We start from the raw sequence: 22,761 nt of genomic DNA, 5'->3' as shown, positions 1-22,761 counted from the left end.
GGGGATCCCCCCATGGCAGGAGCCCCGCGGATGTCGCCAGGATCGAAGCATGACGATTCCGACTGCGCCACCGCCCCCTGCCGAGCACGCCGAGCCGGCCGCCGGCACACCCGGCCCGGGCATCCCCCGCGGGGCCGAGCGCTTCCTGCTGTGGGTCGCCGGTCTGGGCGTCGCCCGGTCGGAGGGGTGGCTGGGCGGTGTCGCCGCCGGCATCGCCGCACGACTGCGCATCGACCCGCTCATCGTACGCGGTGTGCTTGTGGTCGCCGCGCTGTTCGGCCTCCCGGTGATCTTCCTCTACGCCGCGGCGTGGGCGCTGCTGCCCGACATCGACGGACGCGTGCACGTGCGCGACCTGCTGCGGCGCGACTACCAACCGGTGCAGTGGGGCATCCTCGCGATGGCCGTGATCGGCCTGTTCCCGACGGCACCGCTCGCCGGACGCCTGTTCGGCCTCGGCTACGACGGCTGGTCGTCACTGTCCCTCCTCAGCTGGATCGTCGGGCTCGTGCTCGTCGCCGGCCTGCTCTTCCTGATCGTGCGTGCTGCCAGCCGCACTCCGGGTGCTTCCTCGTCTGATCTGCCGATGGCTTCCGCAGATCAGACGGCCCCGGACGCGTCCGCTCCCCTCGGCGACTCGGGTACCGCCGAGGGGACGGACGCCTCACCCACCGAGCCGACGCACCCCGCTGTGTCGGCGACCGACTCCGCGGCCGACACCGCGCTGCTCGCCGCCACTCCGCCCACCCCGCCCGCACCGCTGCCTCCCGGGTCGCAGGACCCCGAGGCACTGGAAGCCTGGCGTGCGCAGCATGCCGCCTGGAAAGAGCAGGATCAGGCGTGGCGGCGTCAGCAACAGGATGTCGAGCGGGCCGCGCGCGATCAGCTGCGCCGTGAGCGTCAGGCCGAGGCCGCCGTGTTCGCCGCGGAGGCCGCCGAGCGTCGCCGCATCCGTCGGGCGTCGAATCCGCGGGCCGGGTTCGCGTTCGCCGCGACCATGACCGGCCTCGCCATCATCACGGGCGCCACCGTCGGCCTCACCACCGGCGGAGATGCACTCGGCGGCGCGCTCGGACTGCTCAGCGCAGCCCTCATCCTCGCGCTCGGGATGATCGTCGCCGGCGCCCTCCGCCGACGCAGCGGCTTCCTCGCCTTCGTCACGGTGCTCACGCTCGTGGGCGGACTCGTGGCGGGCGCCTTCTCCAGCCTGCAGGGGTTCACGATCGGCTGGGCGTCGATCTCGAACAACCAGTCGGCGCACGTGCGTCAGCCGTTCGGCGACCTCTTCGTCTCACTCAATCAACACGATGGAGCACCCCGCCCGATCGTGATCGAGAAGGGTTCCGGCACGACCGAGATCTACGTCGACGCGGGCGTCGAGCTCGAACTGGATGCGACGCTCGACACCGGATCCGTGCGGTGGATGCGTGTGGAAGGCGAGACCGCCAGCGTCATCGACAGCGGTATCTGGCCCGTCGTGGAGCGGAACGGCGACTCGGTCGTCGTCCAGGATGTGACTTCGGAGCGTACGTCGCCGACGACCGTCCAGCCCGTCACCATCACCCAGTCGAGCGGAACCATCTCCGTCACCATCTACGAGCCCGCGAAGGAAGACCAGTGATGAGCACCTCGACGATCCCCGAGACGATCACGCCGCCGCGCACCCGCTGGGCTGCCATCATCTGGGGTCTGCTGTTCGCCGCGATCGCCGCGACCGCGCTCTGGATGCTGGCGGATGCCGGACGCCGGGAGGCCGTCGCCGACGGACTCGTGACGCTCACGCCGACGACGCTCCTGACCATCGTGCTGCTGACCGTGGGTGTGCTGCTGCTCGTCGGCGGTGCGGCCGGCCTCGTGCGCCGTGCACAGCGGAAGCTCGCAGCCACGGCTCCGGCCACGGCTCCCGACGTGCCCGCACCGCCCGCCGAGTAGCCTGGACTCCATGGCGAATCAGGGACGACGGTCCGCGAAGGGCGCAGGCCGCGGCACGCCCCCGCGCCGGAACAAGGCCGCCGTGCCCACGCGGAAGGCGACGAACAAGAAGAAGACCGCCAAGGTCGTCTTCGACGCCCCGCAGCCGGAGCCGGAGGCACCGCGCACGTTCCGTCTGGGCGCGGTGCCCGGCGCGACTCCCGGCAAGTGGATCGATGCCTGGAAGCAGCGGATGCCGGGCGTGCCGCTCGAGCTCGTCCCGATCGATGCCGCCACGCAGCGCGCCGCGCTCGATCATGTCGACGCGGCGCTCGTGCGTCTCCCCCTCACGGATGACGCCCTGCACGTCATCGCCCTGTACGACGAGGTCCCGGTCGTCGTGGCCGCGGTCGACTCGCACCTGATGGCCGCCGAAGAGCTCACGCCCGCCGACCTCGACGGCGAGGTGGTGATCGCTCTCAACGATGACGTGCTCGGCCCGCTCGGCCTCCCCGGCACGCAGCCTGCGGCCTTCGCCGCGCTGCCGACCGCCGAGGCCGTCGCAACCGCGGCGACCGGTGTCGGTGTCGTGATCGTGCCGATGTCGCTGGCCCGCCTGCATCACCGCAAGGATGTCGACCACCGCGTGCTCACGGACGGGCCGACATCGACGGTGGCGCTCGCGTGGCCGCGCGAGCGGACCACGTCCGACGTCGAGACGTTCGTGGGTATCGTGCGCGGACGCACCGCGAACTCCTCGCGGTGACGGCGTCGGTCGGGCACGCCGCGATCGCTAGAATCTCCTGATGGCCTCGCTTCTGTATGTCTGTGTGCGGCCCGAGCTCGGGGCGGCGGATGCCGAGCACGCGTCATTCCGCCGTGCACTCGGCGTCGACGTGGTCGATCGGCTCGACCTGCTCGAGACCCCGCTGCGACCCGAGCTGCTGCGCGGCTACCGCGGCGTCGTGGTGGGCGGCTCGCCCTTCAACGTCTCGGATGCCGTGAAGTCCCCGGAGCAGCTGCGCGTCGAGGCCGATCTGCGCACGCTGGCTCAGGCGGCCATGGCCGCCGAGGTCGCGGCGTTCTTCACCTGCTTCAGCATCGGCGTCGTGACCCGGATGCTCGGCGGCGAGGTCGTCGTCGATACGCCGGAACCCGCGAGCGCCACGGTGATCGACACCACCGCGGATGCCGCGACCGATCCGGTCTTCGGGCCCAGCGGCCCCGCGCTGACCGTGTTCACCGCGCACAAGGAGAGCGCCGCGAGCACCCCGCCCGGCGCCACCCTCCTGGCGACCAACGCGGTCTGCCCGGTGCAGGCCTACCGCGTGGGCACCCATCTGTATGCGGCGCAGTTCCATCCGGAGCCCACTCCACGCGACTTCGCCGACCGCATGACGTTCTACCGCACCACGGGATACTTCGACCCCGACGAGTTCGATGCGGTGCAGCAGCAGGTGCTCGCGGCATCCGTCACCGAGGGCGCCGCTCTCCTCCGTCGATTCGCCGAGACGTTCGGCTGAGCGCAGCCGTCCGCGGAGCTCAGCTGTCCGCGGATCCGCGCAACAGCGGCACCCGCTCGCGCAGGTATGCCTCCAGCGGCATGAATCCGCCGGCGGTGCTCCATCGCACCGAGGGCACGCCGTCGACGAGCGCGAGCGGGCCGGAGGTGCCACCCGCATCCACCACGTCCACGTCGATCACGCTCCAGCCCACGTGCACGACGTCGCCTTCACCGAACCCTCCGCGCAGGGCCTCCGCCCGCCGCTCCGCGCGTTCGCGAGCCGACTCGGCGGTGTAGCCGCGACGGCCGGGGTCGGCAGCACGCAGCACCTCGGCCGTGGCGAGCGCATGCGTGTCGGTGAGCAGCAGCACGCCGAGGTGCCAGGCCTCCCCCACACGCACGATGCGGCGTCCGCGCCACCGTGAATCACGCTGTTCGCCGAGCCCTTCCTTCGGGGCACCGGCGAGGTCGCGCACGGCCTGGGTGAGCAGTGCAGAGGTAGAGGTCACAGTTCTCCCTGGGTCGATTCGCCGACCCGCTCAGGTCCGGCGACCTCGTCGCGGTCGCCGCGCAGGGTCATGCCGATGAGCGGATACAGCAGCACCGAGAGCATCCCGGCGCCGACCAGCGCGGCCGCCGTCCCGGAGTCGAGCATCTTCTGGTCCACGCCGATCGCCGTCACGGCGACGATGATCGGCAGTCCGGTGGCGGCGAGGAGCCCGAGCGCGGCACGGTCGCGTGTGCTCGCGCCCACCGGTGCCGAGAGCTGCGCGGCCGACCCGCGGATCACGAGCAGGGCGATCAGGAAGATCGGCACCAGGGCGAGGGCCGTGGGCGAGGCGAGCAGCGCCTGCAGGTCGAACGTCACGCCGGTGTAGAGGAAGAAGATCGGGACGAGGAACCCGAAGGCGATCGCCTCGATCTTGCTCTCGACCTCCTCCGCGTCCTTCTTCGGGGCGCGAGCCATGATGATCCGCCAGACGGCGCCCGCCACGAAGGCCCCGAGGAGCATGTCGAGGTCGAGCATCACGCTGAGCCCGACGAGGGCCGCGATGAGCAGGATCACGAACCGCACCCCGAACTGGTCCGAGGTGTGCAGCGTCGCGCGCACGACGCCGTGCAGCCGTCCGTGAGGCATGCGATGCGCCAGCAGGACGGCCAGCCCGGCCAGCACCACGAACGTCAGCAGCACCGCAGTGGCGATCGGCGTGGTCCTGGTGCTGAGGAAGAGCGAGATCGCGATGAGCGGCAGGAACTCGCCCACCGCGCCGATCGCGCTGATCGCTCGACCGAACGGGGTGTCGAGTTCCCGGGCGTCGCGGAGGATCGGCATCAGGGTCCCCAGTGCCGTGGAGCTCAGCGCGATCCCGATCACCACCATCCCCTCGCCGGGGACGAAGAAGAAGCCCAGGCCGATGCCGAGCAGCACACTGCACAGCCAGCCCAGGGAGGCGCGAACGAGCGGCTTGCCCGCGACGGCTTTGAAGTCGATCTCGGTACCGGCGATGAAGAACAGCATCGCCAGGCCGAAGTCGCTGAGCTTGTCCAGCAGCGCGCCGGGCTCGACCCAGCCGAGCACCGCAGGACCGACGAGGATGCCGAGCACCAGCTCGAACACGACGATGGGCACCCGCACCACCGGCCGCACACCGCGGGCGAGCAGCGGTGCCGCGACCGCCAGCAGGGGGATCAGCACCAGGCCGAGGTCGCTCGCGTCCACGAGTCTCAGAGTAGCGAGTCGGCTCCCGCGATTCGCCCGCTCGTCGCATCCACGGCAGAATCGATGCACACCCTGGAGGAGCCCCCATGTCCCAGCCCGATACCGCCCGCCTGCTCATCGCCTGCGACGATCAGCCCGGCATCGTCGCCGCCGTGGCCGGTGTGCTCGCGCAGCACGGCGCGAACATCATCTCCCTCGACCAGCACTCGACCGACTCCGAGGGCGGCCGGTTCTTCCAGCGCACCGTCATCCACCTTCCCGGTCTCGCGGCCGCCCGCCTCGCGCTCGAGGCCGATATCGCGCTCGTCGCCGACCGTTTCGGCATGGAGTGGTCGCTGCACGACGTCGCCCGCCGCAAGCGCGTCGCGATCTTCGTGTCGAAGTACGACCACTGCCTCATGGAGCTGCTGTGGCGCACCCAGCGCGGGCAGCTCGACATCGACATCACCATGGTCGTCTCCAACCACCCCGACCTGGCCGAGTCGGTCCGCTCGTTCGGGGTGCCGTTCGTGCACATCCCGTCCGGCGACAAGGCCGCGATGGAGGAGCGCCAGCTCGAGCTGCTGCGCGGCAACGTCGACCTCGTCGTGCTCGCCCGCTACATGCAGATCCTCACGGACGACTTCATCACCGCGCTCGAGGCCCCGGTGATCAACATCCACCACTCGTTCCTGCCCGCGTTCATCGGCGCCAACCCGTATGCGCGCGCCAAGGACCGCGGCGTCAAGCTCATCGGCGCCACCGCGCACTACGCGACGGCCGACCTCGACGAGGGCCCGATCATCGAACAGGACGTCACGCGCGTGACCCACTCCGAGTCGGCGGCAGAGCTGCAGAGCCGCGGAGCCGACGTCGAGCGCCTGGTGCTCGCCCGTGCCGTGCAGTGGCATGCGGAGGACCGCGTGATCGTGCACGGCAAGTCCACCGTCATCCTCTAGCTCAGCCGCGAGGGTCCGTCACGTCGACGGCCAGGCCGTGCGAGGCGGCCAGGAAGCGCTTGTCGTTGGTCCACAGCTCGGTGCATCCTGCGAGCTGAGCCGCGGCGAGATGCAGCGCGTCGGGCGTCTTCAGCCCGAAATCGGCCCGCAGTTCCGCGGCACGGACGAAGGCCCTCGTATCGAGGGCGATCTGCTCGATACGGTCGAACGCGTCAAGGTAGCGATCACGCAGTTCCACGTTGCGACCCTTCAGCGGACCGACGAGGCATTCCTGGAGCGCGAGCGGGCTGGACGAGACGGCGACGTCAACCTCTCTGAGGGCGTTTCTCACGGCGATCCCCCGTGGTCCGCCGTCTTCGATCGCGTAGATCAGGATGCAGGAGTCCAGGTAGATCATTCCCAGGCGTTCCTGCTCTCCTCGATCTGCGCATCGAGTTCGGCGGACGAACGGGACAAGCGCCGCGGAACCGGGTTCTGCTCGATCCACTCGACGAGGAACCGGCCGCTGCGCACCAAGTCCACCGGGCCGACGGGCACGAGCTTCGCAACCGGCTTGCCACGCTTGGTGATGACGACGTCGTCGCCGGCCTGTGAATCCGCGATCAGCCGCGACAGGTTGTTCCGCGCCTCAAGAACGTTGTGGGTGGACATGGAGCCATTCTAGCCAGATTGCTAGCCATATTCCTCAGAGTCGGACGATCTCCGGGAACCGATAATCGCCCGACTGGACCTCCTGGCGCGGGCGGTACAGCCGGACCAAGTAGTTCCAGCCTTCGGTGATCGGGATGCTGTTCGGCGCCGTGGAGTCCCCGAACCGCACGGTGACGGTGCCATCGTCATCGCGAACCGCGGTGACGCTGTTGACGCTCACCGTGTGCCCGGGGTTGTCGACCATGTACCCATCGGCGTTGTACACCGTGATCGACCAGAACGCGTCGACAGGGACATCGCCGACGGTGAGCTCGTATTCTCCCAGTGGCAGACCGGGATCGACGTTCAGGTACACCGCCTCGGACTCGGGGAAACCGCCCCAGCCGGAGGCGGAGCCGAGAAGATGGCGGATCTCGTCGACCTCGCCGCGCCGGCCGAACGCCCCGCGGAAGTCGCCGATCCCCCGGGACAGCCCGATCAGGTGTGCCCGCGTGTCCCTCATCGAGTCGAGATCGTACGACGGCAGCATGAACGCCGCGCTCGCGCGTGCGTCGATGACGAGCTCGTCCTGTAGGCGGTTGACCGCGGCCAGGTCGTCCGCATCGTTCGGGTCGACGAGGATCCGCACGACGACGAGCACGAACTCCGTCCCGCTGTCCGCGAGCGAGAGTACGTGCGTGCCTTCGCCGTGGAAGATATGCGGTACGTAGTGGTCCTGGTCGATCACCATCGCCGACAGGTACCGGTCACCCGCATCGGGGATCGTGATCGTCGCCCCTTCCGACACGTTCACGACCGCGCCGCTGTAGAGGGTGTCCCGATTCTGCCGGATGACCGGCTGCCGATCGAAGGGCGTGGGAACGCGATTGTGGATCCAGGTGTTCACACCACCCGCGTCCTTCTGCGTGGCGGCGAACGCGAGTTCCGATTCGGCGCGGGCGAAGTTGTCGACATTCACGGCGACGGCGTCTGACATTGCTGGCTCCCTCGATCGGCGATATGCCAACAGCATGCTGGAGGATGGCTCGGCGTTCAATCATCACGAGCGAGCCCACCGCAGCTCTCAGCGGCGCGGCACTCCCGCCGCCAGTTCCGCGAACACCTCGGCGGCGCTGTCCTGGCGTGCGAGGGGCGCGGCCTGTCCCATCCACAGCCCCTGCAGCTCGCCGAGGTTCTGCTGCCCGGCCGGGGTGCGGAAGCGCCCGGTGAGCCAGTTCTGCATCGGGAACGGCGCGATCGTGCCGCTCGCCTCGATCGCCCGCACGGCACGGTTGCGAGCGCCGCGCGCCAGGCGTCCGCTCATCGCGCGGGTCAGCACGGTCTCGTCGGCGGCGGTCGCGCGGATCGTCGCACGGTGGGCATCGGTCGCGGCGGATTCGACCGTCGCGAGGAAGGCCGTCCCGACCTGCGCGGCGTCCGCCCCGAGTGCGAACGCCGCGGCCACGCCCCGACGATCCGCGATGCCGCCCGCCGCGATCACGGGCACGTCCACGGCATCGACGACCTGCGGCACCAGCGCGAATGTGCCCACCAGCGACTCCTCCGCCGGACGCAGGAACGACACGCGGTGGCCGGCCGCCTCGGCTCCGGTCGCGACCACCGCATCCACGCCGGCTTCGGCGAGCGCGACCGCCTCCGCGACGGTGGTCGCCGTGCCGATGATGCGGATGCCACGACGATGGGCCTCGTCGATCACCGCCGGCGTGGGCACACCGAACACGACGCTGAGCACGGCAGGAGCGACCTCCCAGATCGCGTCGAGTTGCTCCTCGAGGGGAGGGTTGTACCGTTCGGGGCGGGCGGGCACCTCGACGCCGACCGCTTCGTAGAACGGCTGCAGCGCCTGCGCGAACACCGTGTGCTGCGGGTTCGGCTCCACCTCATCGCCCGTGGGCAGCCAGATGTTCAGGGCGAACGGCCGGTCGGTCGCCGCACGCAGCTCCGCACCCGTCGCGCGGATCCGGTCGCCGTCGTAGCCGTACAGGCCGAACGAACCGAGACCGCCGGCCTCGCTCACCGCGGCGGTGAGGGCGACGGAGGAGAGCCCGCCGAACGGGCCGAGGATGATCGGATTGTCGATCCCGAGCAGGGTGCGAAGGTCACTCATGCCTTCGACGTTACGCCCGAGGCGTAGCGCGAGGGCCGACCATGACGGCCTTCATCTCGGCAGCCGATGCTAGCCTCGCAGCAGGAAGGAGTGCGCATGAGCGAGTGGTTCGGACAGATGCTGAGCGTCGTCGCGACCGCATTCGGCCTCGTGTCGATGCCGGATGCCGCAGCCCTCGGTCTCGCCGTCGCGCTGCTCGCCGTGACCGCACTGACGCTCGCGATCGTGCTGAGCGTGCGCCTTGAAGCCGCCTCCGACGCCCCGCATCCCCTGCGGGCCATCGACGTCGGCACCCTCCTCCCCCAGAGCGATCCGGATGCCGCGGGGCATCCTCGTCCGCGGGCGCCGGGAGTCGCGACCGCCGCGTAGTCCGCTCCTGCGGGATCGCGCGGCCTTCGTCGACCCTTCCCGCCGCTACGAACGGACACTCTCTTGGACATCTTCGCCTTCCCGCCTCTCGCCGCGCTCCTGAACACCGCCTACGGTGCTCTCGCCGGCCTCTCCGACCTCCTCACCCCGCTCGCCGGGGCATCCGCCGCCGCCCTCGCCGTCGTGCTCGTCACCCTGCTGGTGCGAGCTCTGCTCATCCCAGTGGGCGTCTCTCAAGCCAAGGCCGAGCAGACCAGGGCCCGCCTCGCCCCGAAGCTGCGCGAGCTGCAGCGCCGCCACAAGAAGAACCCCGAGCGCCTGCAGAAGGAGATGATGGAGCTCTACCGCGCTGAGAACACCTCGCCGTTCGCCGGGATGCTCCCCGTGCTCGCTCAGGCGCCCGTGGTGGGCCTTCTCTACACGCTGTTCCTGCGCCCCGAGATCGCCGGCCACCCGAACGAGCTGCTCACGCACGACCTGTTCGGCGCCCCGCTCGGCACCAGCCTGGTGTCGGCTCTGTCCAGCGGCACCGCGACGCCGGCCACGTTCCTGGTGTTCGGGGTGCTGCTGGCGGTGATGATCGCGGTCGCCGAGATCACCCGACGCGTGTTCCGTCCCGTCCCCGTCGAGGGCGACGACTCGCCGCTGAACTCGCCGACCATGCTGCGGGTCATGTCGTCGCTGCACTACCTGACGGCCGTGTTCGCCGCGTTCGTGCCGCTCGCCGCCGCGCTGTACCTGACGGTCACGGTGGTGTGGACGCTCGTGCAGCGGGTCATCCTGCGCCGGCGGTTCCCGCTGCCGGTCGCGACGGTCAGTCGGTCAGCGGTATCGGCGCGGTGAAGGGACCGGAGGGGCCGTCGTCGCGGCGGTCCCTCCGCACGCCGAGCGTCGTGCCCACGCTCGCGGCGATCACGAGCGCGATCGCCAGCATCCGCAGCGGGGTCGCATCCTGCCCCAGGATCAGCCATCCGGCGAGCGTCGCGAACGCCGGCTCCAGGCTCAGCAGCACACCGAACACGCGTTGCGGCAGCCGTCGCAGCGCGGCGAGCTCGAAGCTGTACGGGATCACCGAGGAGAGCACCGCGGTGACGGCGGCGAGCAGCAGCAGGTGCGGGTCGGCCGCGACCGTGGAGACCGCGGGGACACCCACCGGGATGAGCAGGATCGCAGCGACGAGCAGTCCCATGGCGAGGCCGCCGCTGCCTGGGATGAGGGCGCCGACGCGGGCACTCATCCGGATGTACATGGCCCAGAACCCGGCCGCGATGAGGATGAAGACGACGCCGAGCGGATCGAGCGGTTCCGCGCCGATCATCCCGTCGATGCCGAGCACGACCATGCCGACGAGGGCGACGCCCACCCACGCGGCGTCCGCGAGCTTGCGCGTGAGCACGGCGGCCAGCACGAGCGGACCGAGGAACTCGATCGCGACGGCGGGCCCCAGCGGGATGCGGTCGATCGCCGCGTAGAAGAACCCGTTCATGGCCGCGAGCGAGACGCCGAAGAGCACGGCCGCGAGCCACTGCGCTCGCGTCCACCGGCGCGGCTTCGGGCGCACGATCACGAGCAGCAGGATCGCGGCGATCGCGACGCGCAGCGATGTGACGCCCCACGGCCCGAGCACGGGGAACAGCTGTGCCGCCACGGCCGCGCCGAACGGCAGCGACAGACACGATCCGATGACGAGCGCCACCCCGACGAGGGGGCCGGAGGCGGCGGGTCTCTGCACCAGACAAGCTTAGGCGGCGCGTCGGCGGCGATGTCTCCGTCAGAGTGCCTTGCCACCTGTGACGGCGATCACCGAACCGGAGGTGTACGACGACTCGGACGAGGCGAGATACACATACGCCCCAGCGAGTTCCGCCGGTTGACCGGCCCGACCGAGAGGTGTGTCGGCACCGAACGTCGCCAGTCGCTCGGCATCCCATCCGGTCGCCGGGATCAGCGGAGTCCAGATCGGGCCGGGCGCGACGGCGTTGACCCGGATCCCGCGCGGTCCCGCCTCCTCCGCGAGCGCCTTCACGAACGCCACCTGCGCGGCCTTCGTCATGGCGTAGTCGATCAGTCCCGGCGACGGACTGTACGCCTGGATGGATGCCGTCACGATGATGCTCGCGCCCGGCTCGAGGTCCGGATACGCCGCACGCGCCGTGAACAGCAGTCCGGCCAGATTCGTGTCGAACACCCGGCGCACCCGTTCGGTCTCCAGGTTCTCGAACCCGTCGATGTCGTGCTGGTACCCGGCGTTGAGCACCAGCACGTCGAGTCCGCCCAACGCGCTGCGTGTCTCGGAGATGACCGACGTGGCGAACTCCTCCTCGCGCAGGTCGCCCGCGATGCTGATGCCCTCGCGACCCGCCTCGCGGACCAGGGCGAGCGTGTCCTCCGCGTCGTCCTGCTCCTCCGGGAGGTGAGCGATCGCGACGTCGGCACCCTCACGAGCGAACGCGATCGCCACCGCTCTGCCGATGCCGGAGTCACCGCCGGTGATGAGTGCCCGGCGTCCTTCCAGACGCCCGTGGCCGCGGTACGAATCCTCACCGTGGTCCGGTTCCGGTCGCGTCTGCTCGGTCAACCCGGGCTGGTCCTGGTGCTGGGCGGGGAACCCCGCCACTCGGTGTGCGTTCCTGGGGTCGGGTGTACTGTCGGCCATGCCGATCCTCCTCGTCTCGTCGAACGAGACCCACCCTCGCCGAGTCGGCACGCCCCCGTCAGGGGGTTGACACGTGCAGACCCGGATCAGACCGGAGGAGTGGCCGGGACCTCTCCCGTGCCGGGCTCCACGCCGGCTTCGGCGGGCTCCGGGACGAGGTACAGGCCGCTGGGAGCGTTGGCGGTGAAGGCGAGCGCCTCGATCCAGGCACGGTTGATCGACGGCTGCCGACTGCCGAAGTACTTGAAGACGAGCGAGCTTCCGGGGTGGATCCACACGGTCGTGCGGCCACCGCCGACGCTCGCGTCCTCCCGCCAGCTGAACGGGAACGGCTCCCCGCGGCGCAGCTTCGCGGTGATGACCAGCTGCAGATGGGTGAGAGCGCGATCCTCGACCTCGGTCTTCACACCACCCTCGTAGATGAACTTGCCCATTCGTGCTACTCCTCGATCGGCTCCGCGCCGGGACGGCATCGCTTGTCGGATCCGTCCCCCTTGCGTAGCGTATGCCCATGGGAGCGCTGTTCTATCATTCGGGCACCAACCCGATCCCCATCGACGATCTGACCCTCGCTCACCTCAAGGTCGTCATCGCGACCAAGCTGCGCCGGAACGAGAGCTTCACCCTCTCCTGGCGCCATCCCGAAGGCCAACCCGCAGGCCGCTCGACCATCTGGCTGCATCCGTCGATCCCGCTGCGCTTCGTGTTCGACGACCCCGTCTCACCCGAGCTGCGTCCCGAGTGGATCACCGCCCTGGCCCACTCCGTCAACTCCAGCGGAGGCATCACGCTGCTGACGGCAGACATGCTCCCGACCGCCGCCAGCGACACGGAACCGTCCGTGGAAGCAGACTCCGTCGAGGCCTGAAGTCAACCCCCTCGGTCGCGGGGCACGGCGCACCTACTGTCGGGGAAACGCCCCGAGGAGGACCCGCCATGACCGAACGACACCTCGACGATCGAGCTGACGACGGCTATACGCCGACCACTACCCACGCGGCGCGCGGCGCAGGGAACCCCCGGCTGCGCATCACGCGTGACGACGAGCGCACCGAGTTCGCACTGGACGCCGAGGTGGTCCGGATCGGGTCGGCCGAGGGGAACGAGCTTCGCCTCGCGGAGACCGACCCCGTGCATGCGACGATCACCCACGATGACCGCGACGAGTACGTGCTGACCCTGCACGGGGAAGGCGAGACGAACGCGAGCCTCGGAGTGGATGCGACCCACGGGAATGCGAACGCCGAGACGCTGCGCACCGGAGCGCACTTCACCGCGGGGCCGTGGGCCTTCGTGTTCGCGCGCGATGAGTTCGCCGACCACGGCCGCCCCTACGGCGGACGCGAGGGCGGCGAGTACTCCGACCAGCCGCTGCAGCGTCCGCGGCCGGACTACTCCGAGGAATCCTGAAGGACCGGATCAGGCGGCTCCTCCGCCGCAGGCATCCCGCGACAGAGAGCGCCTGATCCGGCGGGATCGCCTGTTCTCAGCACCCCGGGATCAGGCCGACCCGCAGTGGTGCTCCCGGTGCTGCCGCCTCGACCAGCGCCGCGTCGACGTCGAGCAACGACCGCACCGCGCCCACGGCATCGGCGAACGGGTACGCCCGCCCTCGTCCCGCGAGGAACGCGACCGCATCGGCAAGCTCGGTGCCGGTGTAGTTGTGCACACCGGCGACCGTGACCAGTCGTCGCACGATGCTCTCCGCGTCGAAGGGCACGGGATCGGCGGGGAAGACGCTGCCGACCAGCACGACGGTTCCGCCGACGGCGACGCCCTCGAACGCGTCGCTCACCGCATGCCCCGAGGCTTCGATCACGACGTCGGGCTCACGGTCGAGGACGCCGGCGCCGAACCGTGCCGCCTGCGCCCGGCGTTCCGGGTTCGGATCGAGCACCTCGACGCAGGCGCCCTGCTCGGCGGCGATGGCGGCGGCGGACAGTCCGACGAGTCCGGCCCCGTGGATGCGGACGGCCGCACCGTCGAGGTCGCGGTCCCGCGCGGCACGCGCCACAGCCGCCCACGCCGTAGCGGTGGCGCACGAGGCCGGAGCGAGCACGGTCGCCGGCAGCGCCTCCGGTACTCGGACGATCGCGGTGCCCTGACGCAGCTGCACGTGCGTGCCGAACGCGCCGGTGAGGTCGCCGTGCGCGCCCACCCGATCGTGGCCGTACTTGCCCAGGCTGCGGCACTTCTGCGGCATCCCGTGCAGACAGCGGTCGCAGGCGGCGCACGAGACGGTCACCGACCACACCACCCGGTCGCCGATGCGCAGGGGCGTCCCGTCCACGGCGTTCACCCCGGCGTCGCCCGTGGCGATGACCCGCCCGACGCTCTCGTGACCGAGCACCAGCGGCACGGGTGCGGAACGCCGCCCCTGCACGGTGTGCACGTCGGAGCCGCAGATCGTCGACATCTCGACCGCGACGAGCACATCGCCGTCCGCGAGCGCCACCCCGGGCACGGCGATGGTCTCGTGCGGGTGTCCTTCGCCGATCCACACCATCGCGGTCGCCGCGGGGCGCAGCGCGACATCCCTCCGATGCCCGGGAGGGCGGATCAGCAGCGTTCCCATGTCGTGCCCGCTCAGGAGGTCGCGACGAACGGAAGCAGCTCGCGCTGGGCGAGTGCGCCGCGCAGCGCGGTGACGTCGCTCAGCACGGCATCGGCGCCTGCCGCGCTCAGCGACGCTCGGTCGTGCGCGCCGGTGAGCACGCCGGCCACGAAGCCGGCACCGGCCCGACGCCCGGATTCGACGTCGCTGACGGTGTCTCCGGCCACGGCCACCGCAGCGACGGACGATGTCCGCGTGCGCAGCAGCGCCGTGAGCACCAGATCGGGAGCGGGGCGGCCGCGGCCGGCGTCGACGGGCGACAGCACCAGGTCGACGAGCCCGTGCCAGCCGAGGCCGTCGATCAGGGCATCCCGGGTCACCGGCGCGAAGCCGGTAGTGAGCACGACCGCGAGTCCGGCGTCCTTCAGGTCCTGGATCGCATCGGCTGCGCCGGGCACCTCGGAGACACCCTGTTCGGCGACGATCTCGGCGTAGGCGCCTTCGAATGCGGCGGTGGCTCGCGTGGCGGCGTCGACGTCTCCGCCGGCGAGGTGGGTGAACACGTCGATCTTCGACTGCCCCATGGTCACGCGCACGTAGTCCAGCGCCTCGGCCCACGGCATCCGGTCCGCGACGCCCGTGCGCTCGGCAGCCCGCTGGAACGCCTGTTCCACGACGCCGTCGTCGAGCACCGTGGTTCCCGCCATGTCGAGCACGACGAGTTCGAGAGGAGTGGTCATGAGGTTCCTTCCATTGCTGCCCACCCGAAGGCGGCGGTGAGGTTCTGTTCGGCCAGACCGAGACCGCAGGTCATCCCGATGCCGGTGGTCGCGGCGAGCACCAGCACGCCGTCGTCCTCCCGATCGATCAGGAACTCCTGCGCACCCTTCGCGTAGACGCCCTGCCAGCGCTCGATCACCCGCGGCGCCGGGGCGTCGAACAGGGCCTCCGCCTCGGCGAGGAAGGCGGCGAAGGCGGCTTCGGGCTGGAACGGCGCCGGCGCGGCCGATGTCGCATGCGAGTCGCCGATGATGAGCGTGCCGTCCGGGAGCTGCGTATACATCTGGTTGAGGTCGAGCACTGCCAGGTCGGGGCGCTCGGTGTGCAGCCGCTCGCGCAGCGCGGTCGCCTCGGGCCCGCCCGCGAAGCGGCCGTACCGCACGAGCGACCAGCCGGTGAGCAGCGGGGCGCTGAGCGGATGCCGGAACGACACGGCCGCCCGCATCATGTCGAGCGCGCACCGCACGATCCCGTGCCGCTCCGCGACGTCGGGGAGCAACTGGTCGATGTCATGGTTCACGGCGACGACCACGCTGCGACAGCTGATCGGCCCGCGGGTGGTGTCCACGCGCCCCACGCCGACCGCAGTGACGGCGGTGCGGAAGCGGAACTCGACTCCCTGCCCGGCGAGGTACCGCACGATGGCGCTCGCGGCCGTGCGCGGATCGGTCTGCAGGTCGCTCTCGATGTGCGCGCCGCCCACGAGTCCTTCGGCGCGCAACGGCGCCCGCCGCAGCATCTCGGCGGCGTCGAGCATCCGGATGCCCCCGTCGAGGGCAGCCGCCTCGAGCACCGCGATCTCGTCGTCGTGCCGTGCGGCGACCAGCGTGCCCGACTCGCGCAGCCAGAACCCGGCGTCCGTCGCCAGGCGCAGCCAGAGTTCGCGGGAGGCGCCGGCGTAGCGTCGGGCCTCGCCGCCCTGGGCGCCGATGCAGAGGTGGCCGAAGTTGCGGATCGTGGCCCCCACGGGTGCGTCGGTCCGATCGACCACGATCACGCGCAGTCCGCGTCGCACGGCGGCGTACGCAGCGCCGAGACCGACGATGCCGGAGCCGACCACGACCACGTCGGCCGTGTCCAGAGGGCGGTTCATCGGAACACCTTCCGCATCCACATCGCGAGGCCTTCCACCACGAGCACGGTGGCGAAGATCATCAGGACGATCGCCGTCACGGTCTCGTAGCGCGAGCCCTGGCTGGCGTTGAGCAGGTAGTAGCCGACGCCGCCGCCGCCGACGATGCCGAGGATCGTCGCGGCGCGGATGTTGGTGTCGAGCATGTAGAAGCTGTGGCCGATGAGCGCCTGCATGCCCTGTGGGACGGTCGCCGCGGTGTAGGTCTGCAGGCGCGTGGCCCCGACGGCACGCAGGGCGCGCTCCGGGCCGCGGTCCACTTCCTCGAACGAGTCGGCGATGAGCTTGCCGAGCAGGCCGATCCCGCCGATGGCGAGGGCGATCACACCGGCCTGTGCACCCAGGCCGGTGATCACCACGAGGACGATCGCGAGGATCAGCTCGGGGATGCCGCGGATGCCGACGAGCAGCAGCCGTGCCGTCCCTCGCGCTCCGCTGTTCGGGGCGACGTTGCGCGCCGCGAGCGAGCCGAGCAGGAGTGACGGGAGCAGGGTGAGCACGGTCGCCGCGAGCGCGATCGCGACGGTCTGCCGCATCGCCTCGAACATGGCGCTCGCGTCGTAGTTGCCGAACGAGGGCGGCCAGAATCGTGCGGCGACCTCGGGCAGCTTGGCCCAGAACGTGAACAGGTCCATCCAGTTGATCTGGCTCACCACGACGCTGCCGATCACCACGAGCACGGCGACGACGCCGGCGATCGCGTGCCGCACGCGCTGTGCGGTCCAGGGACGGCGCACGGCGGTCTGCGGGCTGGTGGCCCACGCGGGCCGGGCGGTCGACGCGGCGGCGGTGCGGGCGCTGAGGCGCGGGTGCAGCAGTCGGTCCATCCACGAGCGGGTGTGCTTCTGCTCGCCGAGCATCGCGCCGCGCACCAGGCTGGAGACGACCTCCATCGCGATGCAGAGGAGGAAGATCACGAGGGCGATGCCGAGGCCCTTGCCGTAGTTGAGCGACTTGAACGCATACGACATCTCGAGGCCGAGTCCGGCGACGCCGACGTAGCCGAGCACGACGCTGCCGCGCAGGTTGATGTCGTTGCGGTGCAGCACAGTGGCCACCCAGCTCGGCAGCACCTGCGGCAGGATGCCCGCCGTGAACTCCTGCAGCTTCGATCCGCCCGCGGCACGGATGGCGAGGCGGGGGCCCTCGTCGATCTGCTCGATCGCATCGGCGAACATCTTCGAGATCATGCCGATCGAGTGGATGCCGATCGCGAGGATGCCGGGGAGCGTGCCGAGCGAGAACATCAGCACGAACGCCATGGCGAGCACGACATCGGGGAGCGCCCGGGTGAGCACGCCGATGAAGCGGGCGGCGGCGCGCCAGCCGTTCGCGGGGGTGGTGTTCGAGGCCGCGAGGTAGGCGATCGGCACCGACAGCACGGCGGCGAGCAGGGTGCCCACGAGCACGAGGCCGACCGTGAGCGCGATCAGCCAGGCGAGGTCGCCGGGCGCCGGGAACGTGAGTCCGCCGACACGGGCCATGAAGTTCTCGGCGTTGCCCCAGCTCTGCACCATCGCCGGGATCGAGATGCCGACGTCCTGCACCGCGACGATGCCGAGCACGACGAGGGCGGTGAGCGTGAGGGATGCCGCGATCCGCTCGGGCGAGATCGGGCGTTTCGGGGCGCGATCCGCGACGGTCGCTCCGGCGCCGTTCTGCGCAGCCGTTCCTCCGCCTCGTGTGGTGGAGTCCGTCGAGGCGTCGAGTGCCGTCATGATGCGGCCACCTGCGCCGCCGCCTCCACGAGCTCCTCCTGGACGGCGCGGATCTCGGCGGTCGTGGTCGCGACTCGTCCGTAGATCTCCATGACCTCGGCCTTGGTGAGGTCGCCGGTCGGGGTGTCCAGCACGACCTCGCCGTGGCGGAGGCCGACGATGCGGTCGGCCCACGAGATGGCCAGGTCGACCTGGTGCAGGCTGCACACCACGGTGAGTCCCTCGTCGGCGGCGATCTCGCGGATGAGGGCCATGACCTGTTCGCTGGACTCCGGGTCGAGGGAGGCGACCGGCTCGTCGGCGAGCAGGATGGCGGGCTTCTGCATGAGGGCGCGGGCGATCGCCACACGCTGCTGCTGTCCCCCCGACAGGGTGTCGCTGCGCTGGTAGGCGCGGTCGAGCAGTCCGACGCGGTCGAGATGCTCCAGCGCGGTGAGCTTCGCGGCGCGCGAGTATCCCCAGAGCCCGAGGCGCGGGCCGCGCACGCCGGAGAGGGAGCCCGTGAGCACGTTCTCGAGCACGGTGAGCGACGGCACCAGTTCGAACTGCTGGAAGATGAAGCCGACGCGGCTGCGCAGGTTGCGCAGCGCCCGCCCCTTCAGCTCAGGAACCGCGGAGCCGAGCACCTCGACCGATCCCGAGGTGGGGATCTCCAGGCCGTCGAGGTGGCGAAGCAGGGTGGACTTGCCAGAGCCGGAGAGCCCGAGGAGCACGACGATCTCGCCGCGGGAGACCTCGAGCGAGGCGTTCTTCAACGCGGTGGTCGTGCCGAAGGTCTTCGTCACGCCATCGAGGCGGATGAGGGCGTCGGATGCAGTCATGTCAGTGTCCTGTCGGTCTTCCGGTCGTCGGGCGAGGGGGCGAGGCGTCGCGGTCGGTGTCGGCCATCGAGCGAGCGGAGCAGGACGAGGAGTCCCACCCCGCCCGCTCGGCGACCGGTCAGTGCGTCAGGCCTTGCACTGCTCCGCTTCGGTTTCCTTGCAGATGTCGCGGATCAGGTCGTAGTACGCGTCGTCGACCGGCTTCGTGGCGTAGAACACGCTGCGGAAGGCGTCGGTGTCGGCGCTGTCGATACCGGCGGCGATGATGTCGTCGATCGTGATCTCGGAGAGTCCGTCGATGAGCTTCTTCGACACGTCGTCGGGAAGCGTGGACGAGTAGACCAGCGGCGCACCGGGGACCATGGTCTCGTCGATGACCTTCACCTTGTCGGACTTCTCGACCTCGGAGTCCTCGGCGAAGCCCGCCTCGCACTCGACGCCCTCGCCGACCTTGGTGACGCTCACGTCGTGCTTGCCCGCGAAGACCGGGGTGATGTCGGTCGTCGGGTCGATGCCGGCCTTGAGCAGGTTGTACGACGGGAACAGGTAGCCGGAGGTCGAGGACGGGTCGACGAAGCAGACCTTCTTGCCCTTGAAGTCCTCGAGGCTCGTGATGTCGCTGCCCACGGGCACGATCGCCTGCGAGTAGTAGCCGGGCTCCTGGCCCTCTTCGGTGACGATCGAGGAGATCGGGGTGAGCTTGGCGCCGTTGTTGGTGGCGGTCACGTAGGTGAAGCCGGAGAACGAGGCGACGTCGACCTTGCCGGCGACGGCGGCCTCGATGAGGGCGGCGTAGTCGGTGGACTCGTGGTACTCGACGGTCTTGCCGGTGATCTGGGCGATGTAGTCCATCAGCGGCTGGTAGTTCGTCTCGGTGTCGACCGAGTCGGGCACGACGCCGAAGACGAGGGTGTTCTCGTCGACCGCGAAGCCGCTGGCGGCCGACGATGCGTCAGCGCCCGGGGTGCCGGTGGCCTCGGCCGAGCCGGAACAGGCGGCGAGGCCGAGGGCGAGGAGCGCGACGCCGGCGAGGGCGGGGAGAGCGCGAAGCTTCATGAGGACCTTTCAGGAGGTGTGAGGGGTGATCCACGGAAGACTCTCGCAGGTGCCGACCCGAGATATGTACCTATCTCGGAAGAGTTCAGGGGTCGTTTACCAAGCATTCGCCTGGATGAACATTCCGGCTCTGCCCTCGCACCACAGGGCATGACGAAGTAATGTACCTATGTGGCTGAAGCTGTGTACACCCAGATCGCCGACGACCTCCGCGCCCAGATCGCCGACGGTGGACTGCGCCCCGGAGACGACGTGCCGACCGAGGCGGAGCTGGCCGAGCGCTGGCACACCTCGCGCGGGCCGATCCGCAATGCGCTCGCGGCGCTGCGCGCCGAGGGACTGATCGAGACGAGTCGAGGGCGGCCCGCGCGTGTGGTCGCGCGCAAGGCCAGTCAAGCCGTGGACGTGTCGGTGCCGTTCACGCGCTGGGCGCGGGAGCTGGGGGTCACGCCGGGAGCGCAGACGCAGGAGCTGAGCCTGCGCCGCGCCGGCGACATGGCGGCGAGCCTCGGGGTCGCCGAGGACGACACCATCGTCAGCGTCGTGCGGCTGCGATTCCTCGACGGCCGCCCGACCATGCTCGAACGTCTCAACTACACCGAGGTCGCCGGACGGCGCTTGTTCGAGGTGGACCTCGATCAGGTCTCGATCACCGAGTACCTGACGTCGGTGGGACACCCGATCGTCACGCTGCAGCACGTGATCGACGCCGTGGCCGCCGACGATCAGGACGCCGCGCTCCTGCGCGTGCCACGGGGCACCCCGATCCTGCGGCTCACCCGCACATCTCGCGACGCGGAGGGGCGGATCTTCGAGGCCTCGGAGGATCGCTACCTCAGCGAGGTCGTGCGCTTCACGGTGGCCGCGTCCGGCATCTCCACGGACGGCCATTACATGCGGGCCGTCGGCGCGTGATCGCGCGGCTCGACAGGCGGGCGGCGGGCTGGAGAACAGGCCCTTAACGCAGAAGGCGATCGCGAGCGCGGAAAGTATTTCAGAAGCCAGAAAGGTCGCGCCCGCGATCGCAGCGCTGGGGACGCTTTATCTGGGGAGCCTCCAGGTTAGGCCGAGGCGCAAGCCCTCCTGAAGAGTCGAACGTCGAGACTCTTCTAGACTTTTGTCTAGGGTCTGACGGAATCAAAAAGGAGTGCTTCCACACTCTAGGGCATCAGACGACCGGAAGTCGGGCCGACACGACCCAGAACCCGTCGACTTCGCCGGCGCTGAACTCTCCGCTCGCGCCCATGACCCGCTCCGCCATGCGGCCGAGACCGGTACGGCTGGAGGAGAGCTCTCGACGTGGTGTGGTCGGGAGCGGACTCCGCAGGGTGAGGTGTGCGATCTCGTCATCGACGAGAAGATGGATCTGCACTTCGCCGGGACCGGCGTATTTGAGGATGTTGGTGGCTGACTCGCGAACGATGCGCGCGAGGACGATCTCGACCGCCCGCGGGATGCGCTCGTCACGAGGGTCCCCTTCGCGGGCCACCGAGTGGCCCGCTGCTTCGAACTCGCCCTGCGCCTCGTCGACGGCGGCCGCGAGGTCGCCGGTCTGAACGCTGGAGGACTGCGGCCCATCATCCGCGAGCTCGATCACGAACCGGAGATCGGTCATGGCCTTGCGCGCGGCGACGCGGATCGCTTCCTGCGAGTCGGTGCTGGTCTGGGGGTCTTCGAGCATCTGCACGTGCAACGCCACCACCGTCAGGTGGTGCGCGATGCTGTCGTGCAACTCACCGGCGATCCATCGTCGTTCGGCGAGCACTGCTTGGCGCTCCTGCTCGGCCCGCTCCTCGAGTTCGCGCTCGAGGCGACTGCCCCGAGCGAAGGCGAGCCGCAGGGCGAACCCGACAGCACCCGCCAGTGTTGCGAAGACGAGAAAGAGACCGACGTTCACGCCGGCCGCGACGTCGCCGTTGGCGACGAGTGCGGCAGCGATGAGGAACGCACCGGTGTACGACAGGATCAAGGACGTCCAGCCCAGTCTCATGACCAACCCGGCCGCGACGGCGGCGGCGGTCAGAACCTGGGATTCGGTTCCTGCCAGAAAAGATGTGGCGAACACGACGCCGAGGGCGCATGTCGCGATGAGTGGATTCCAGAGATACAGGGCGAACACTGCCGTGGACGAGACGCTCACCAACAGGGCTACCGGATTCACATCCGGAGTCGTGATGAAGCCGATGACGTCTACGGCGATGGTGACGGAGACGATGACCAGGATGACGATCCGCTCGATCGCGCTGAGCTTCTCGCCTCTGCCCAATCGGAACGAATCCGTAGATCGCCGGATCGATTGGTCGAAGGCCATGGGTTCACTATCTCCTATTCGCCAGGTACTCTAGCGGACGAGACCAAAGAACTTGCCAACCTGCTGCCAGAAAGTCATTACATTCACCTCCGTTTGTTAGTCGTTCGTCGATGTCTGTATTCATCTTCTCGGCGATCTCCGCAGCGCACATCAGCCTCAAGTCCAGACCTTTTTGGCCAAAGGTCTACATGCAGCTCGTGAGGCGTCCACGCCGTTAGGCTCTCCCTCATGCAGGAAATCCGTGTCGTGATCGTCGACGACGATCCCCTCGTCCGATCGGCGTTGTCGCACTTCGTCTCCCGCGACCCGGAGATCACCGTGATCGCGCAAGCCGAGGACGGCCTCGAGGCGATCTCGACCGTCGAGCGCGAGCAGCCCGACGTCGTGATGATGGACGTGCAGATGCCTGAGCCCCGATCCACCATGTCGGGTGCGGTTCGTGGGCGTGCCGTGAAGTGAAATGTCCTTCTGGTCTGGGAAAATGTTGATTGTCTAGAGCAACGTTTACCAGTCCGGAAGGACACCTCGTAAGT

Annotated in this window: 27 protein-coding genes; 11 read left to right on the top strand and 16 right to left on the bottom strand. The window is 69.7% G+C overall.

The window, feature by feature from the left end:
• Window positions 1-49 precede the first annotated feature (49 nt).
• From WFM69_RS13110 to WFM69_RS13095, 4 genes are read left to right on the top strand one after another with little or no spacing between them, the layout of a single operon-like run.
• Window positions 50-1,621, top strand: a complete 1,572-nt coding sequence (locus tag WFM69_RS13110; RefSeq protein ID WP_337005358.1) for a PspC domain-containing protein — start codon at window positions 50-52, stop codon at window positions 1,619-1,621.
• Complete coding sequence (locus tag WFM69_RS13105; RefSeq protein ID WP_337005356.1) at window positions 1,621-1,932, top strand: hypothetical protein; 312 nt, start codon at window positions 1,621-1,623, stop codon at window positions 1,930-1,932. Before WFM69_RS13110 ends, WFM69_RS13105 begins: the two co-directional genes overlap by 1 nt.
• Before the next feature lie 10 nt (window positions 1,933-1,942).
• Entirely contained in the window at window positions 1,943-2,677 is a 735-nt protein-coding gene (locus WFM69_RS13100; protein WP_337005354.1) for a LysR substrate-binding domain-containing protein, read from the top strand.
• A 40-nt stretch (window positions 2,678-2,717) separates the two neighbouring features.
• The gene (locus tag WFM69_RS13095) at window positions 2,718-3,434 is read left to right on the top strand and encodes a glutamine amidotransferase-related protein (protein WP_337005352.1); all 717 of its coding nucleotides are present in this window, start codon (window positions 2,718-2,720) and stop codon (window positions 3,432-3,434) included.
• Between the two features lie 19 nt (window positions 3,435-3,453).
• Here the strand turns inward: WFM69_RS13095 and WFM69_RS13090 are convergent, their stop codons facing one another.
• Together WFM69_RS13090 and WFM69_RS13085 are read right to left on the bottom strand one after the other, a co-directional pair.
• Window positions 3,454-3,924 carry a glutaminase gene (locus WFM69_RS13090; RefSeq protein ID WP_337005350.1) on the bottom strand — a complete coding sequence of 157 codons (471 nt, stop codon included), beginning with the start codon at window positions 3,922-3,924 and terminating at the stop codon, window positions 3,454-3,456.
• Window positions 3,921-5,135: a cation:proton antiporter gene (locus WFM69_RS13085; RefSeq protein ID WP_337005348.1), complete on the bottom strand. Its 1,215-nt coding sequence runs from the start codon at window positions 5,133-5,135 to the stop codon at window positions 3,921-3,923. Before WFM69_RS13085 ends, WFM69_RS13090 begins: the two co-directional genes overlap by 4 nt.
• Before the next feature lie 86 nt (window positions 5,136-5,221).
• Here WFM69_RS13085 and purU point away from each other — a divergent pair, with 86 nt between their 5' ends.
• A complete protein-coding gene (gene purU, locus WFM69_RS13080) occupies window positions 5,222-6,073 on the top strand; it encodes a formyltetrahydrofolate deformylase (RefSeq protein WP_337005346.1) in 852 nt (283 codons plus the stop codon).
• A 1-nt stretch (window position 6,074) separates the two neighbouring features.
• Here purU and WFM69_RS13075 read toward each other — a convergent pair whose 3' ends face one another.
• The 4 genes from WFM69_RS13075 to WFM69_RS13060 form a co-directional block, all read right to left on the bottom strand.
• Window positions 6,075-6,470: a type II toxin-antitoxin system VapC family toxin gene (locus WFM69_RS13075; protein WP_337005344.1), complete on the bottom strand. Its 396-nt coding sequence runs from the start codon at window positions 6,468-6,470 to the stop codon at window positions 6,075-6,077.
• A complete protein-coding gene (locus tag WFM69_RS13070) occupies window positions 6,467-6,724 on the bottom strand; it encodes a type II toxin-antitoxin system Phd/YefM family antitoxin (RefSeq protein WP_337005342.1) in 258 nt (85 codons plus the stop codon). The genes WFM69_RS13075 and WFM69_RS13070 overlap by 4 nt, the downstream gene beginning before the upstream one ends.
• 34 nt (window positions 6,725-6,758) lie before the next feature.
• Complete coding sequence (locus WFM69_RS13065; RefSeq protein WP_337005340.1) at window positions 6,759-7,700, bottom strand: DUF1214 domain-containing protein; 942 nt, start codon at window positions 7,698-7,700, stop codon at window positions 6,759-6,761.
• Window positions 7,701-7,787: 87 nt separating this feature from the next.
• Window positions 7,788-8,831, bottom strand: a complete 1,044-nt coding sequence (locus WFM69_RS13060; RefSeq protein ID WP_337005338.1) for an NAD(P)H-dependent flavin oxidoreductase — start codon at window positions 8,829-8,831, stop codon at window positions 7,788-7,790.
• Window positions 8,832-8,927: 96 nt separating this feature from the next.
• Here WFM69_RS13060 and WFM69_RS13055 point away from each other — a divergent pair, with 96 nt between their 5' ends.
• Window positions 8,928-9,200, top strand: a complete 273-nt coding sequence (locus WFM69_RS13055) for a DUF6412 domain-containing protein (RefSeq protein ID WP_337005336.1) — start codon at window positions 8,928-8,930, stop codon at window positions 9,198-9,200.
• Between the two features lie 63 nt (window positions 9,201-9,263).
• On the top strand, window positions 9,264-10,043 hold the full coding sequence (locus WFM69_RS13050; RefSeq protein WP_337005334.1) for a YidC/Oxa1 family membrane protein insertase: 780 nt from the start codon (window positions 9,264-9,266) through the stop codon (window positions 10,041-10,043).
• Here WFM69_RS13050 and WFM69_RS13045 read toward each other — a convergent pair.
• From WFM69_RS13045 to WFM69_RS13035, 3 genes are all read right to left on the bottom strand, one after another.
• Entirely contained in the window at window positions 10,015-10,932 is a 918-nt protein-coding gene (locus WFM69_RS13045) for an EamA family transporter (RefSeq protein WP_337005332.1), read from the bottom strand. The genes WFM69_RS13050 and WFM69_RS13045 overlap by 29 nt on opposite strands.
• Before the next feature lie 39 nt (window positions 10,933-10,971).
• Window positions 10,972-11,856, bottom strand: a complete 885-nt coding sequence (locus tag WFM69_RS13040) for an SDR family oxidoreductase (RefSeq protein ID WP_337005330.1) — start codon at window positions 11,854-11,856, stop codon at window positions 10,972-10,974.
• 86 nt (window positions 11,857-11,942) lie between these two features.
• Window positions 11,943-12,290, bottom strand: a complete 348-nt coding sequence (locus WFM69_RS13035) for a DUF7882 family protein (RefSeq protein ID WP_337005327.1) — start codon at window positions 12,288-12,290, stop codon at window positions 11,943-11,945.
• A 77-nt stretch (window positions 12,291-12,367) separates the two neighbouring features.
• On the opposite strand from WFM69_RS13035, the gene WFM69_RS13030 reads away from it, so the two are divergent.
• Together WFM69_RS13030 and WFM69_RS13025 are read left to right on the top strand one after the other, a co-directional pair.
• Window positions 12,368-12,724, top strand: coding sequence for a DUF7882 family protein (locus WFM69_RS13030; RefSeq protein ID WP_337005325.1), 357 nt, complete (start codon window positions 12,368-12,370; stop codon window positions 12,722-12,724).
• Window positions 12,725-12,792: 68 nt separating this feature from the next.
• A complete protein-coding gene (locus WFM69_RS13025) occupies window positions 12,793-13,266 on the top strand; it encodes a hypothetical protein (RefSeq protein WP_337005323.1) in 474 nt (157 codons plus the stop codon).
• A 76-nt stretch (window positions 13,267-13,342) separates the two neighbouring features.
• Here WFM69_RS13025 and WFM69_RS13020 read toward each other — a convergent pair whose 3' ends face one another.
• The 6 genes from WFM69_RS13020 to WFM69_RS12995 form a co-directional block, all read right to left on the bottom strand.
• Window positions 13,343-14,431, bottom strand: coding sequence for an alcohol dehydrogenase catalytic domain-containing protein (locus WFM69_RS13020; RefSeq protein WP_337005321.1), 1,089 nt, complete (start codon window positions 14,429-14,431; stop codon window positions 13,343-13,345).
• A gap of 11 nt (window positions 14,432-14,442) precedes the next feature.
• On the bottom strand, window positions 14,443-15,150 hold the full coding sequence (locus WFM69_RS13015) for an HAD family hydrolase (protein WP_337005319.1): 708 nt from the start codon (window positions 15,148-15,150) through the stop codon (window positions 14,443-14,445).
• Window positions 15,147-16,283: a TIGR03364 family FAD-dependent oxidoreductase gene (locus tag WFM69_RS13010; protein ID WP_337005318.1), complete on the bottom strand. Its 1,137-nt coding sequence runs from the start codon at window positions 16,281-16,283 to the stop codon at window positions 15,147-15,149. Before WFM69_RS13010 ends, WFM69_RS13015 begins: the two co-directional genes overlap by 4 nt.
• A complete protein-coding gene (gene phnE / locus WFM69_RS13005; RefSeq protein WP_337005316.1) occupies window positions 16,280-18,040 on the bottom strand; it encodes a phosphonate ABC transporter, permease protein PhnE in 1,761 nt (586 codons plus the stop codon). The genes WFM69_RS13010 and phnE overlap by 4 nt, the downstream gene beginning before the upstream one ends.
• A complete protein-coding gene (gene phnC, locus WFM69_RS13000) occupies window positions 18,037-18,861 on the bottom strand; it encodes a phosphonate ABC transporter ATP-binding protein (RefSeq protein ID WP_337005314.1) in 825 nt (274 codons plus the stop codon). Before phnC ends, phnE begins: the two co-directional genes overlap by 4 nt.
• A gap of 126 nt (window positions 18,862-18,987) precedes the next feature.
• Window positions 18,988-19,917, bottom strand: coding sequence for a phosphate/phosphite/phosphonate ABC transporter substrate-binding protein (locus WFM69_RS12995; RefSeq protein ID WP_337005312.1), 930 nt, complete (start codon window positions 19,915-19,917; stop codon window positions 18,988-18,990).
• Between the two features lie 171 nt (window positions 19,918-20,088).
• On the opposite strand from WFM69_RS12995, the gene WFM69_RS12990 reads away from it, so the two are divergent.
• Complete coding sequence (locus WFM69_RS12990) at window positions 20,089-20,832, top strand: GntR family transcriptional regulator (RefSeq protein WP_337005310.1); 744 nt, start codon at window positions 20,089-20,091, stop codon at window positions 20,830-20,832.
• A 253-nt stretch (window positions 20,833-21,085) separates the two neighbouring features.
• Here WFM69_RS12990 and WFM69_RS12985 read toward each other — a convergent pair whose 3' ends face one another.
• Window positions 21,086-22,228, bottom strand: a complete 1,143-nt coding sequence (locus WFM69_RS12985) for a sensor histidine kinase (protein ID WP_337005308.1) — start codon at window positions 22,226-22,228, stop codon at window positions 21,086-21,088.
• Window positions 22,229-22,456: 228 nt separating this feature from the next.
• Here WFM69_RS12985 and WFM69_RS12980 point away from each other — a divergent pair, with 228 nt between their 5' ends.
• Window positions 22,457-22,687 (top strand): response regulator, encoded by a 231-nt coding sequence (locus tag WFM69_RS12980; protein WP_337005306.1) that lies wholly within the window; start codon window positions 22,457-22,459, stop codon window positions 22,685-22,687.
• Window positions 22,688-22,761 lie beyond the last annotated feature (74 nt).

The sequence above is a fragment of the Microbacterium sp. LB12 genome (assembly GCF_037150835.1).
Taxonomy (GTDB): domain Bacteria; phylum Actinomycetota; class Actinomycetes; order Actinomycetales; family Microbacteriaceae; genus Microbacterium.
The sequence above is the reverse complement of the archived record's forward strand: the minus strand, read 5'-3'. Positions and strand labels throughout refer to the sequence as shown.